This window comes from Streptomyces sp. NPDC048248, assembly GCF_043201875.1.
GTDB lineage: Bacteria > Actinomycetota > Actinomycetes > Streptomycetales > Streptomycetaceae > Streptomyces.
This window is the reverse complement of the sequence record NZ_JBICZL010000016.1, coordinates 90,485-102,831: the sequence shown is the minus strand read 5'-3', so window position 1 is coordinate 102,831 and position 12,347 is coordinate 90,485. Positions and strand designations below refer to the sequence as shown.

The 12,347-nt window shown below is 70.0% G+C and carries 16 protein-coding genes; 11 read left to right on the top strand and 5 right to left on the bottom strand.

Going from position 1 to position 12,347, the window contains the following annotated elements; translation table 11 throughout:
• Positions 1–189 precede the first annotated feature (189 nt).
• Both ACGFZW_RS30570 and ACGFZW_RS30565 read left to right on the top strand, forming a co-directional pair.
• The gene (locus ACGFZW_RS30570) at positions 190–495 is read left to right on the top strand and encodes a hypothetical protein (protein ID WP_393896504.1); all 306 of its coding nucleotides are present in this window, start codon (positions 190–192) and stop codon (positions 493–495) included.
• A 1,200-nt stretch (positions 496–1,695) separates the two neighbouring features.
• Positions 1,696–2,541 carry a nitrilase-related carbon-nitrogen hydrolase gene (locus ACGFZW_RS30565; RefSeq protein WP_393896503.1) on the top strand — a complete coding sequence of 282 codons (846 nt, stop codon included), beginning with the start codon at positions 1,696–1,698 and terminating at the stop codon, positions 2,539–2,541.
• Positions 2,542–2,581: 40 nt separating this feature from the next.
• Here the strand turns inward: ACGFZW_RS30565 and tatA are convergent, their stop codons facing one another.
• The 3 genes from tatA to rpmB all read right to left on the bottom strand — a co-directional run bounded on the left by tatA (position 2,582) and on the right by rpmB (position 3,469).
• Positions 2,582–2,815 (bottom strand): Sec-independent protein translocase subunit TatA, encoded by a 234-nt coding sequence (gene tatA, locus ACGFZW_RS30560; protein WP_393896502.1) that lies wholly within the window; start codon positions 2,813–2,815, stop codon positions 2,582–2,584.
• Positions 2,816–2,927: 112 nt separating this feature from the next.
• Entirely contained in the window at positions 2,928–3,233 is a 306-nt protein-coding gene (rpsN, locus tag ACGFZW_RS30555; RefSeq protein ID WP_393896501.1) for a 30S ribosomal protein S14, read from the bottom strand.
• The gene (rpmB, locus tag ACGFZW_RS30550; protein ID WP_393896500.1) at positions 3,233–3,469 is read right to left on the bottom strand and encodes a 50S ribosomal protein L28; all 237 of its coding nucleotides are present in this window, start codon (positions 3,467–3,469) and stop codon (positions 3,233–3,235) included. Before rpmB ends, rpsN begins: the two co-directional genes overlap by 1 nt.
• 70 nt (positions 3,470–3,539) lie before the next feature.
• On the opposite strand from rpmB, the gene rpmG reads away from it, so the two are divergent.
• From rpmG to ACGFZW_RS30525, 5 genes are all read left to right on the top strand, one after another.
• Positions 3,540–3,704, top strand: coding sequence for a 50S ribosomal protein L33 (rpmG, locus tag ACGFZW_RS30545; protein WP_030284084.1), 165 nt, complete (start codon positions 3,540–3,542; stop codon positions 3,702–3,704).
• 5 nt (positions 3,705–3,709) lie between these two features.
• Positions 3,710–3,964, top strand: a complete 255-nt coding sequence (locus ACGFZW_RS30540) for a type B 50S ribosomal protein L31 (protein WP_393896499.1) — start codon at positions 3,710–3,712, stop codon at positions 3,962–3,964.
• Positions 3,964–5,112, top strand: a complete 1,149-nt coding sequence (locus tag ACGFZW_RS30535; RefSeq protein ID WP_393896498.1) for a CobW family GTP-binding protein — start codon at positions 3,964–3,966, stop codon at positions 5,110–5,112. The genes ACGFZW_RS30540 and ACGFZW_RS30535 overlap by 1 nt, the downstream gene beginning before the upstream one ends.
• 88 nt (positions 5,113–5,200) lie before the next feature.
• The gene (rpsR, locus tag ACGFZW_RS30530; RefSeq protein ID WP_393896497.1) at positions 5,201–5,437 is read left to right on the top strand and encodes a 30S ribosomal protein S18; all 237 of its coding nucleotides are present in this window, start codon (positions 5,201–5,203) and stop codon (positions 5,435–5,437) included.
• A gap of 268 nt (positions 5,438–5,705) precedes the next feature.
• Positions 5,706–5,945, top strand: a complete 240-nt coding sequence (locus tag ACGFZW_RS30525; protein WP_393896496.1) for a DUF397 domain-containing protein — start codon at positions 5,706–5,708, stop codon at positions 5,943–5,945.
• Positions 5,946–6,050: 105 nt separating this feature from the next.
• Here the strand turns inward: ACGFZW_RS30525 and ACGFZW_RS30520 are convergent, their stop codons facing one another.
• Positions 6,051–6,533 (bottom strand): ATP-binding protein, encoded by a 483-nt coding sequence (locus ACGFZW_RS30520; protein ID WP_393896495.1) that lies wholly within the window; start codon positions 6,531–6,533, stop codon positions 6,051–6,053.
• A 312-nt stretch (positions 6,534–6,845) separates the two neighbouring features.
• On the opposite strand from ACGFZW_RS30520, the gene ACGFZW_RS30515 reads away from it, so the two are divergent.
• The 4 genes from ACGFZW_RS30515 to ACGFZW_RS30500 all read left to right on the top strand — a co-directional run bounded on the left by ACGFZW_RS30515 (position 6,846) and on the right by ACGFZW_RS30500 (position 10,818).
• Complete coding sequence (locus tag ACGFZW_RS30515) at positions 6,846–7,709, top strand: helix-turn-helix domain-containing protein (RefSeq protein ID WP_393896494.1); 864 nt, start codon at positions 6,846–6,848, stop codon at positions 7,707–7,709.
• 84 nt (positions 7,710–7,793) lie between these two features.
• The gene (locus tag ACGFZW_RS30510) at positions 7,794–9,251 is read left to right on the top strand and encodes an aldehyde dehydrogenase family protein (protein ID WP_393896493.1); all 1,458 of its coding nucleotides are present in this window, start codon (positions 7,794–7,796) and stop codon (positions 9,249–9,251) included.
• A 132-nt stretch (positions 9,252–9,383) separates the two neighbouring features.
• Positions 9,384–9,941 carry a DinB family protein gene (locus tag ACGFZW_RS30505; protein WP_393896492.1) on the top strand — a complete coding sequence of 186 codons (558 nt, stop codon included), beginning with the start codon at positions 9,384–9,386 and terminating at the stop codon, positions 9,939–9,941.
• Positions 9,942–10,113: 172 nt separating this feature from the next.
• Entirely contained in the window at positions 10,114–10,818 is a 705-nt protein-coding gene (locus ACGFZW_RS30500) for a PadR family transcriptional regulator (protein ID WP_393896491.1), read from the top strand.
• 102 nt (positions 10,819–10,920) lie between these two features.
• Here ACGFZW_RS30500 and ACGFZW_RS30495 read toward each other — a convergent pair whose 3' ends face one another.
• Positions 10,921–12,336, bottom strand: a complete 1,416-nt coding sequence (locus tag ACGFZW_RS30495) for a glutamate decarboxylase (RefSeq protein WP_393896490.1) — start codon at positions 12,334–12,336, stop codon at positions 10,921–10,923.
• Positions 12,337–12,347: the final 11 nt, after the last annotated feature.

Sequence of the window (12,347 nt, the reverse complement as noted above, 5' to 3'; positions counted from 1 at the left end):
GTCCCGCGCGGGGTGTGGATTCCGGAAACCTTTTGGGCGGCGTGTCGAGGAACCGGGCGCGGCGGAGTTTCCCCGCGGGGCGGTACTCGTTAGTCAGAGGGAATGCGGTGAGCCGAGCAGCGATGTGAATGCTCATGTGGATCTGGTGTCGCGGATCCCTCAAGCACCGCCCGAGAAGGGACAGCTGAAGTGAAGTACGCGAAGTCTGCCGCGATTGTTGTCGGTTCGGTCATGGCGCTGGGAGCGGCCGCACCCTCCTTCGCCGCGGGCCCGGCCCGTCCCGCCGGTGCCACGGGCTCGAAGATGAGCGTCAACGGCGGACTGACGGACGCGCTGAAGAGCAAGGACCTGGACGGCCACCAGATCGCGCCGCTGGTCGACACCGTCAAGGGAGCTGCCGACAAGGCGAAGTCCGACCCCGATCGGCTTCTCGGTGGCGCCACGGGGGCCACCAAGAAGTCGCCGCTGCTCGGTGGGGTGCAGATCGGGAAGTAATTCCCGGCGTGTGAAAGCTCCTGCTGGCGGCGGATACCGAAGTCGTCCGGCAGTGAGACACCTGGCGTCGCGTCACTTTCCCTTTCGGCCGAAATCCAGGTGCCCCCCGAGCGATGGTGGCGAACCTCGGCTCGCTTCTCGATGCGTCGCACATTCCGGACGACATCACGGTCCTCTCCGGAGTCGGCAAAGGTGCCGACAATCCTGGAGCAGCCTTTCAAGGCCCGGGTCACCCAGACCTCCTTCTTCTGGGCGGCCCGGGCCTTTGCCATCCGCACACGGCATTGTTATTCGGTTGTGACTGCCGGGTGTGGAATCAGTCGTTAGCAGAGTGTGTGGAGGGATGCATGCCGATGCCCCGGCGAAATTGATGGGGTTGCCCGGGCATTGGCATGCAGGCCAGGAGCGGGAACCGGTGAGCACTTCGGTGTGGACCGATAGCAGCTCCCTGTTATCCACCAGGCGTACAACTGACCGGACACTCGATCCGTACCGTCAATTCCGGGCGTATATGCGGTGCGCAGCATCCACATTCTGGAAACATTGCGCCGGCGTCCGATGTCTTCAGTGCATTCTGTTTCTCTTCCTGTCCATTCCTGGGGAGAGGGCGCAAGTGCCCGTAGGAAGAGGGACGTCCGCGCGTGGCGGCGGGGGATGGTGCTGCGCAGTTGTGCGCCGGGGCGGCGGCCGGTGGTCCCGCTCGGTCGGCGCCGCGGAGTGGTCTCGGCGGCCGGCCGAGCGGGTCCGGCGGGGCCGCTCGGCCTTGGCCACCCGGTCGAGCCGACCGTCGGCATCGCCGGGCGACTCCACCGCTTACCGCTGCGCCCCTGCCGCCGGGGGGCTGCGGCTGGAAGCCGTCCGGCGGGGCGTCTGGCGGATCGTGGGGATCAACGCGCGAAACCCGTGTGCGGCACGGGAAGGATCGTTCTTTCGCTCATTGGTGGTACCTCTCACGCCGGGGGTTTGAACTCGGCTGGAATGCATCGCATGGACGAGGCAACGGCCGGTGCTCCGGGGAGACCGCCCTCCGGCATCTCTGTTCGCGACCGGGGGTGGTGGGGGTGTGGGCCTCCGAGCCGGTCCGCAGTACCCGTGGGGGGTGTCGGAAGGCCCCGGCTCGGCCATCACCGCTCGGCGCGGCGTCAGCTCTGGCAGACTTGGCGAAAGGGGCAAAGGTGATTAATCGGGGAGGTGCGGGCGATGCGCGTGGCGCTGGCGCAGACGGACTGTGTGCTGGGCGATGTGGCGGAGAACCTCGACGTGGCCCGCGACCAGATCGAGCAGGCCGCGGCGCAGGGCGCCGACCTCGTCGTCTTCCCCGAACTCAGCCTGCACGGCTATCACTTGGGCGCCCTCGAACGGGACTCCTCGATCGAGGTGCGCGACCCCCGGCTGCTTGAGCTGAGCATCCTCGGCCCCGACGTCGTGGTCGGCTTCCACGAGTACACCAGCCTGCGCGCGTACAACACCGCGGGGCACTACTCGGCCGGGGCGCTGCTGCATGCGCACCGCAAGCTCTACCTCCCCAACTACCTTGCGTGGGAGGAGCGCAAGCATGTCAGCCCCGGGCAGTCGCTGCGGGCGTACGACCTCAGCAAGTCGGCGAGCGGGGGCCGGGGCGCGACGCTGGTGTGCAATGACGCATGGCAGCCGGTGCTGCCGTGGCTGGCGGTGCAGGACGGCGCCGAGGTGCTGTTCGTGCCGACGAACAGCGCGGCGAGTCTGGACCCGGAGGCGATGGACACCGGGCTCTACTGGGACACGTTGCTGTCCTACACGGCGCGGATGCTGCAGTGCTGGGTGGTCTTCGTGAACCGGGTCGGCAATGAGCACGGCGCGGCCTTCTGGGGCGGCTCGCGGGTGGTGGATCCGCGGGGCGCGGTGGTGGCGCAGGCGCCGAAGTGGGAGCCCGCGCTGGTCACCGTCGACATCGATCTGGCGGAGGCGCGCCGGCAGCGCCGTGCCGTGCCGCTGGTGGCCGAGGCGCGGCTCGGGCTGATCGACCGCGAGGTGCGGCGGCTGATCGACGAGGGCGGCGACCACTAGGTCGTGGCCGGCGGTTGCCGGCGGGCCGGGTGCCCCGGCGTCAGTGGCGGGCGGAGGGCTCCGCGTGCGGCTCCGTGTCGGGCTTCGTCGCGGGCTCCTGGCCGGACGGGTGCGCAGGGGTGTCGTCCTGGAGGGCCTTGGCCTCGGACTTGAGGATGCGCATCGAGCGGCCGAGGCCGCGTGCCATGTCGGGCAGTTTCTTCGAGCCGAAGAGCAGCACGAAGGCCAGGATGATCAGGACCAGGTGCCAGGGTTCGAAGGCGTTCCGGAGCATCGCGGGCTCGCTTTCGTCGGGGGGTGCCTGTGGACGTTCTGTCCAGTATCACCCGAACGGTCCCACTGCCCGGGCCGGGGGGTGGCCCGGCCCGGGCAGTGGCCCGCCGGTCCTACCAGCTGGACTTCCGTACGCCGGGCAGGTAGCCGGCGTGGGCCTGCTCGCGCAGTCGTACGCGGGAGAGGCCGAAGGCGCGGAAGTAGCCGCGCGGGCGGCCGTCGACGCTGTCGCGGTTGCGGACCCGGGTGGGGCTGGCGTCCCGGGGCTGGCGGGCCAGCTCGTGCCGGGCGGCGTCGCGCTCCTCCTGCGGGGTCTGCGGATTGCGGATGACGGCCTTCAGGAGGGCCCGCCGGGCCGCGTAGCGCGCTACGGTCGCGCGCCGCTTCTCGTTCTTGGCGATCTTGCTCTGCTTCGCCATCAGACCTTCTCCCCTCGTGCCCGGATGCGGGCGACGGCCGCCTCGATCCCGATCGTGCTCACGGTCTTGATGCCCTTGGCGCTCAGCGTCAGCCGGATGTGCCGGCCCTCGCTCTCCAGCCAGTAGCGCTTGCGCTGGATGTTCGGGTCGAACCGGCGCGAGGTGCGGCGGTGCGAGTGGGAGACGGTGTTGCCGAAACCGGGCTTGCGGCCGGTCAGCTGGCAGTGGGCGGACAAGGTGCGGTCCCTTCGGTCGCGGCCCTCGGGGGCCTATTGAAAATGGAAACCATTTCCGTATAGTAACCACATGGCCCGCAACGAACTACGCCCGGTCGTCAAGCTCCGGTCCACCGCCGGCACCGGCTACACGTACGTCACCCGCAAGAACCGCCGTAACGACCCCGACCGCCTCGTGCTGCGCAAGTACGACCCCGTCGCCGGCCGTCATGTCGACTTCCGAGAGGAGCGCTGAGCACCGTGAAACCTGGAATCCACCCCGCGTACGGGCCCGTCGTCTTCCGCGACCGTGCCGCCGGCTTCGCCTTCCTGACCCGCTCGACCGCCACCGGTGACAAGACGATCGAGTGGGAGGACGGCCGGACCTACCCCGTCATCGACGTCGAGATCTCCTCGGCGAGCCACCCCTTCTACACCGGCACCGCCCGCGTGCTGGACACCGCGGGACGCGTCGAGCGGTTCGAGCGCCGCTACGGCAAGCGCGAGGCCCGCTGATGGAGCGGCTCAACGTCGTGCTGGTGGGCGGCCTGCACGCAACGGCGCGGCAGGCCGCCGTCGAGCGGCTGCTGCGCACCGTCCCCGGCAGCGTCGCCCTCCACCACGACCTCGCCTCGGCCGCCGACGGCGCCGTCCGGCGCACGGTCCGCGACGGCGGCGGCGTCCTCGACACCGGCGAGGCGCCGCTGGTCAACGACTGCGCCTGCTGCGCGCTGCGCGAGGACCTGGTGCCCGAACTGGAGCGCCTGGCCGCAGGCCGCACCTGCCGGCTGGCGATCGTGGAGCTGTGGGACTCGGTCGAGCCGAAGGCGATGGCCGAGGTGGTCACGGGCTGCGGCAGCGAGAATCTGGCGCTGACCGGAGTGATCACCGCTGTCGACCCCGCGCTGCTGCTGCCCTACCTCGGCTGCGGCGACGACCTCGCCGAGGCGGGACTCGCCGCCGCGGCCTCCGACCAGCGCACCGTCGCGGACACCTGGGCCCGCCAGCTGGAGTACGCACCGGTGCTGGCGCTCGCCCCGGGGGAGGAGGAGGCGGAGCCCGCCGATCTGGCGCTGCTCGCGCAACTGCATCCCACGGCACATCAGGTCGCCGTGGAGTCAGGAGAGTTGGCTGCTGCCGCGATGGCCGGATTCGACGTCGAGGCGGCCGCGGCGCGACAGCACCCCGCTTGCGCTCTCCTTCCGCAGGACGCGGATGCGGAAGGCGTCGCCACGCTCGTCTGGCAGCACACCCGGCCCTTCCACCCCGAGCGGCTCTACGCGGCGCTGGAGGACCTCACCTGCGCGGCGGCGCGCAGCCGTGGCCGCTTCTGGCTGGCCGACCGCCCGGACACCCTGCTGTCCTGGGACGCCGCCGGCGGTGCGCTCTGCGTGGAGAACGCCGGGCCCTGGCTGGCTTCGCTGCCGGACGCCGCCTGGGAGATGGTCCCGCCGGTGCGGCGGGCCGCCGCCGCGCTTGACTGGCATCCCGAGCACGGCGACCGCGCCCAGCATCTGGTCTTCACCTCGCCCGGACTGGACCGTGAGGGACTCGCGTCCCTGCTGCGGTCCTGTGTGCTCACCGACGCCGAGTACGCGGGCGGACCGGCGGCGTGGAAGAGCCTGCCGCCCGCCTTCGACGCTCTCCTCGATCCCGTTTCGTAGGCCGGTCGCCTCCCGCCGGGGCGGCCCGCCGAGGTGCGCCCCGTATGCAACGACCGGCCTTGCCCGTACCCGTAAGGAAAACCCCGCCATGACCCGTCGGCACGACCCTCGCCGCAAGCCCGCATCCCGCCCCAATCCGCTCGATGCGGCCGGGATCACCTACATCGACTACAAGGACACCACGCTGCTGCGGAAGTTCCTCTCCGACCGCGGCAAGATCCGCAGCCGAAGGATCACCCGCGTCACGGCGCAGCAGCAGCGGCAGCTGGCCCGCGCCATCAAGAACGCGAGGGAGATGGCACTGCTGCCGTATGCCTCCCGGTGAGGAGCGGGGGGAGTGGGAGCGGGCCGGCGCCCGGGGTGGAACCCGAAGGCGTCGGCGGCCGTCTCACCTCCACGGTGCGGCCGGTCGCGAGGGGCCTGCCGTTCTCTCCCGCATCGGGGGCCGACGGTGGGGGAGTGAGGATCCGGTATGCGACGAGCTGTGACCGTTTCGGTACCGGCTGTCGTGCACGTGCATCTGCGCATGCATCTGCATATGAACGCAGCTATGATCCCGGGCAGTTGCCATCTGTTATCCCCGGGAGACCTCTGTGCCCCACGCACACAACGGCATGGCCGCAACGGATCTCCGTGACGTGGCCTGGCAGAAGAGCCGGCACAGCAACTCGCAGGGCTCGTGCGTGGAGTTCGCGAAGCTGGCCGGGGGCGAGATAGCGGTGCGCAACTCCCGCTTCCCGGACGGGCCGGCGCTGGTCTACACGCCGGCCGAGATCGAGGCCATGCTCCTCGGCGTCAAGGACGGGGAGTTCGACCACCTCGTGGCCGACTAGGGCGCGAGGGGCGGCCTGCGGCGCCCGCGCCGCACCCGCGTGCGCGCACGCGAACGGCCGGGCCCGCCGCCCTGAGGGCGGGCGAAGCCCGGTGGGGCGAAGCCCCTACGGCAGCCGGAAGAGGGCCCACACGATCTTGCCGGGCGCGGCGCCGGTCAGCGGCTGCCAGCCCCAGCTGTCGCTGAAGGCGTCCACGAGGTACAGCCCGCGCCCCGACTCCGCGGCCTCGTCGGCCTCGCCGGCGACCGGGGAGCAGTCGCTGGGGTCCCGGACGGCACAGATCAGCCGGGAGGACCAGCGCATCAGGTGGAGGCGTGCCGGCGGGGTGTCGTCGGCGTGTTCCGGAGCGGCGAGGATCGCGTGCCGCAGGGCGTTGGTGACGAGCTCGGAGACCACCAGGGCGACTCCGTCGAAGAGTTCGTCCAGCTCCCAGCCCTGCAGGGTGTCGCGGGTGAACTTCCGTGCGCCGCCGACCGATTCGTACCGCGGCGGGAGCGTGCAGGACGCGGATCCGGAGACGGCCAAGGGGTCGACGGGAGGAAGGCCCTGCCATAACGGCTCGAGCATGGTCAAAACCTTGGTCCCCATGCGAGGCACTCCTGGCGTTCGCGGACGTCATGACCCTGGCCGGTCAGCCGGATCTGGCGGATCTTTCACGAGCGTGCATGCGTGCGACGCCCATGGTTCCCAATGGGCACGACAGATGCAAGGGCAGATGCACGTGCACGTGCCGTGATTGCGCCAGGACGGGCGGATTCGCGGCCAATTCTTCTTGCGGCTTTCTGTGGAGAGCTTGCGGGGGCCTCACATATCAGTAACCGGATGAGCACTCAACGAAGCGCGAACGTGGCAGACTGCGGCGCGTTGTTGGACGGGTGTGGTCACAGGAGGGTCCGAGAGGTGTCCGCTAACGAGTCGAGCGGGTCGGTGGTACGGCGCATCCTGCTCGGATCGCAGCTTCGCCGGCTGCGTGAATCCCGTGGCATAACCCGGGAAGCGGCCGGCTACTCGATCCGCGCGTCGGAGTCGAAGATCAGCCGCATGGAGCTGGGCAGGGTGAGCTTCAAGGCGCGGGACGTCGAGGACCTGCTTACCCTGTACGGAGTCGGCGACCAGCAGGAGCGTGAAGCGCTCCTCTCCCTCGCGCGCGAGGCCAACGTCACCGGCTGGTGGCACAGTTACACCGATGTCCTCCCCGGCTGGTTCCAGACCTATGTCGGCCTGGAAGGCGCCACTTCCGCCATCCGCACCTATGAAGTGCAGTTCGTGCACGGCCTGTTGCAGACGGAGGGCTATGCCCACGCCGTGGTCAGGCGTGGGATGCCCGATGCCACGGCCGCCGATGTGGAGCGCCGGGTCGCGCTGCGTGTGGAGCGCCAGAAACTGCTGCTGGCGGAGCGCCCGCCGCAGTTCCACTGCGTACTGGACGAGTCCGCACTGCGCCGTCCGTACGGGGAGCGCGAGGTCATGCGCGATCAGCTGCGGCATCTGATCGAGATGTCCGAGCGGCCGAATGTGCGCCTCCAGGTCATGCCGTTCAGCTATGGCGGGCACGCGGCAGAAAGCGGCGCCTTCACCATGCTGGGCTTCCCGGAGGCGGGTCTGCCGGACGTCGTCTATCTGGAGCAGCTGACCAGCGCGCTGTATGTGGACAAGCCCGAAGAGGTGGCCCTGTACGCGCGGGCGATGGACCGTCTCCAGGAGGAAGGGCCGAATCCGGCCGAGACCAGGGACCTGTTGCGTGGTCTACTCCAACTGATGTGACGCACCGGTAGGATGACAAGCCATCAGGAGTCAGCACCCCCCAACGCGGCGCCCTGTGTGCCCTGTTCTCCAGATCGGGATGGCATGTCCTACTTCGACGAGTTGGCGTATCAGTTCATCGACGGCGAGTGGCGGGCCGGCAGCGGCTCGTGGGACATCGTCGACTTCAATCCGTACAACGGCGAGAAGCTGACGTCCATACCCGTCGCCACGGTCGAGGAGATAGACCAGGCATACCGCGCCGCCGAGCGCGCGCAGCGCGAGTGGGGTGCGGTGAACCCCTACCGCCGGCGGCTCGTCTTCGAGCGCGCGCTGCGGATCATCGACGACCGCGAGGCGGAGCTGGGCGAGGCGATCGCCGCGGAGGTCGGCGGGACGCTCGCCAAGGTGGGCTTCGAACTGCATCTCGCCAGGGAGTTCCTGCGGGAGGCGATACAGCTGGCGCTGCGCGCCGAGGGCCGCATCCTGCCGTCGCCGGTGGACGGCAAGGAGAACCGCCTCTACCGCCTGCCGGTCGGCGTCGTCGGCGTCATCAGCCCCTTCAACTTCCCGTTCCTGCTGTCGATGAAGTCCGTCGCACCCGCCATCGCGCTCGGTAACGCCGTGGTCCTCAAGCCGCACCAGAACACCCCGATCTGCGGCGGTGGGCTGGTCGCCAAGATCTTCGAGGAGGCCGGGCTGCCGCCGGGCGTCCTCAACGTCGTCGTCACCGACATCGCCGAGATCGGCGACGCGCTCATCGAGCACCCGGTGCCCAAGACGATCTCCTTCACCGGGTCGGAGAAGGTCGGCCGGCATGTCGCGACCGTCGCCGCCTCGCACTTCAAGCACGCGGTGCTGGAGCTGGGCGGCAACAGCGCGCTCGTCGTGCTGGAGGACGCCGATATCGACTACGCCGTGGACGCCGCGGTCTTCAGCCGCTTCGTGCACCAGGGCCAGGTCTGCATGGCCGCGAACCGGGTGCTCGTGGACCGGTCGGTGGAGCGCGAGTTCACCGAGAAGTTCGTCGCCAAGGTCGCGTCCCTGAAGGTCGGCGACCCCGCGGACCCGCAGACCCACATCGGCCCGCTGATCAACGAAGGCCAGGCCGAGGTCATCTCCTCGCTGGTGGACCGGGCCCTCGCCGAGGGCGCCAGCGCGCTCCTGCACGGCGAGACCCGGGGCACGCTCGTCGCGCCGAGCGTGCTGAGCGGGCTGGCGGAGGACTCCTCGATCCTGACCCAGGAGATCTTCGGCCCGGTGGTGCTGCTGATCCCCTTCGACGGTGACGACGAGGCGGTACGTCTCACCAACGCGACGCCGTACGGACTCAGCGGCGCGGTGCACACCGGGGACATCGAGCGCGGGGTGCGCTTCGCGAAGCGCATCGAGACCGGAATGATCCACATCAACGACGGCACGGTGCACGACGAGCCGATCGTGCCGTTCGGCGGCGAGAAGAGCTCCGGGGTCGGGCGGCTGAACGGCGATGCCATGGTGGAGGCCTTCACCACCACCAAGTGGATCTCGATTCAGCACGGGCGGTCGACCTTCCCGTTCTGAGAACTTCAGGATCAGCCTGTCGCGCGGCCGTTGAGGACAGGACCTGACCGCAAGTGCTCGTACGTTGAGTGATGTCGGAAGGCGGGTGGCGCAGAGCCGGTCCGCCCGGGGATGTCACGAAAGGTGGACCCAATGCCCACTCACGTTCTTGCCGAGGCCCACGGCGACGAGCGCGGCGCGCTCCTGGCCTTCCTGGAAGCGCAGCGGGGCGGCCTGCGGCGCGCGGTGCTCGGGCTGACCGACGAGCAGGCGGCGCAGCGGCCGAGCGCCAGCGAGCTGTCGCTCGCGGGCCTCGTCAAGCACGTCGCGGAGACCGAGCAGGGCTGGGTGGAGACCGCGCAGGAGCTGCCGCACTCCATCGCGCGGACCGAGGAGACCTGGCACCTGAGCTTCCAGCTGGAGGACGGCGAGACGCTGGGCAGCGTGCTGGAGTTCTACGAGGCCGTCGCGCGGCGGACGGAGAAGTTCGTCCGGTCCGTGCCCAGCCTGAACGACACCTTCCCGCTCCCGTCGGCGCCCTGGTACCCGCCGGAGGCGCGGCAGTCGATGCGCTGGCTCGTCCTGCACCTGATCGAGGAGACGGCCCGGCACGCCGGGCACGGCGACATCATTCGCGAGTCGCTGGACGGCAGGACCGCGTTCGCCCTGGTCGACGAGGAGCAGAAGGCGCGACAGGGCGGTCAGGAGTAGGGCGCGCCCTCGGCGCCGCGCGGGCGGCCCACCGCGCGGCGCTGCCTGGCTTTCCTCTGCCGGACCGGGGATGTCGGGCGAGGTTAGTCAAAATTGAATAGCCTCACCCGTCTAGGCTGACGGCACCGGCCGCAAACGGGTGCGGCGGCGCATGTGAGGGGTTGAGCGGACGATGTCGGCGATCCGGCTGTTGGTACTCGGTGCCGTGCGGCAGCACGGGCGGGCGCACGGCTACCAGGTGCGCAACGACCTGGAGTACTGGGGCGCCGATGAATGGTCCAACGCCAAGCCGGGCTCGATCTACCACGCGCTCAAGCAGATGGCGAAGCACGGCCTGCTGCTCGCCCACGACATCGCGCCGAGCACCGCCGGCGGTCCGCCGCGTACCGAGTACGAGCTGACCGCTGCGGGGGAGGCCGAGTTCTTCACGCTGCTGCGTGCGGCGCTCTCCCGGCACGACCAGAAGGTCGACGTGCTCAGCGCCGGCATCGGCTTCCTGGTCGACCTGCCGCGCGCCGAGGCGCTGGAGCTGCTCAGGGAGCGGGTGCGGGCATTCGAGGAGTGGCGGGGCACGGTCACCGAGTACTACACGCCCGAAGGCGGGCCGGGGCAGCTCGGCCACATCGGCGAGATCATGGATATGTGGGTGCACTCCGCGGACAGCGGAGCCGCGTGGACGCGTGGTCTGATCGAGCGGATCGAGGGCGGGGCGTACGTCTTCGCGGGGGAGGGGGAGCCGTTCCTCGGCGTGCTCCCGGACGGGGTGGCGAACCCGTACGCGACGAAGCGTTCCGGCCCGCCGGTCGGCGAGCGGACCTGCGAGGAGCAGGCCGGCCGCGCGGAGGCGGGCGCCGAGCCCGGTGAGCAGGCACCTTGAGCGGCGGCGTGGCGCAGGGCCGATGGCCGGGGCGCTGAGGCCGGGCCGCGGGCTCGGCCGTGACGGAACCCGTACGGCGCCGCGCGCGGTCGCGGGGGACCGTCAGTGGTGGAAGGCCGTGGCCACGTTCGCCGGACGCTCCAACGGCCCGGTCTGGCGCCGGAGTTCCGTCAGCAGCTCCTCCAGGTCCTTCAGGAACATGTCGGCGAGGTCGTGGGAGAAGCCGTTGCGGCAGACCACCCGCAGCACCGACAGGTCCTCGCGGTGCGGGGGGAAGGTGTAGGCGGGGATCAGCCAGCCCCGCTCCTTCATCCGCCGGGACACGTCGAAGACGTCGAATGCGGTGACGTCGTCCGTGGTGGTGAAGGCGAAGACCGGCAGCTGATCGCCGTGGGTGAGCAGCCGGAAGTCACCCAGGGCGGCGATCCGCTCGGCCATCGAGCGGGCCACGTCACGGGTCACCTGCTGGACGGCCCGGTAGCCGTCCCGGCCCAGCCGCAGGAAGGTGTAGTACTGGGCGGCGACCTGGGCGCCGGGGCGGGAGAAGTTGAGCGCGAAGGTCGGCATGTCGCCGCCGAGGTAGTTGACGCGGAAGACCAGTTCCTCGGGCAGCGCCTCCTGGTCGCGCCACAGGGCCCAGCCGACACCTGGGTATACCAGGCCGTACTTGTGGCCCGAGGTGTTGATGGAGGCGACCCGCGGCAGCCGGAAGTCCCACTCCAGATCCGGGTCCAGGAACGGCGCGATCATGGCGCCGGACGCGCCGTCCACATGGACGGGGATGTCCCAGCCGCTGCGCTCCTGGATCTCGTCCAGGGCCGCGCAGATCTCGGCCACCGGCTCGTAGGACCCGTCGAAGGTCGAGCCGAGGATCGCCACCACGCCGATGGTGTTCTCGTCGCACAGTTCGGCGGCGGTCGCCGCGTCGAGGTGGAAGCGGTCGCCGTCCATCGGGACCTGGCGTGCCTCGACCTCCCAGAAGTTGCAGAACTTCTCCCAGCAGACCTGGACGTTGGCGCCCATCACGAGATTCGGCCGGGCGGTCGCGGGATAGCGGTCCTGGTTGCGCTGCATCCAGCGGCGCTTGAGCGCCATCCCCGCGAGCATGCACGCCTCGCTGGAGCCGGTGGTGGAGCAGCCGACGGTCGTCGCCGGGTCGGGCGCGTGCCACAGGTCGGCGAGCATCGACACGCAGCGCGTCTCCAGCTCCGCGGTGCGCGGGTACTCGTCCTTGTCGATCATGTTCTTGTCCCGGCACTCGGCCATCACGACGCCCGCCTGCGGCTCCATCCAGGTGGTGACGAAGGTCGCCAGGTTGAGCCGGGAGTTGCCGTCCAGCATCAGCTCGTCGTGCACGAACTGATAGGCGGTGTGGGGGGAGATCGGGCCGTCGGGCAGCTTGTGCCACGGGGGCGCCTCGGTCATGCCGGATACCGGATCGGCCTCGCCGTAGAAGGGATTGACCGAGCGTCCGGTGGATGGCCGACCGGCGCCGGAACCGCCTTTGTGGAGAGTCATCTGGCCGCCTA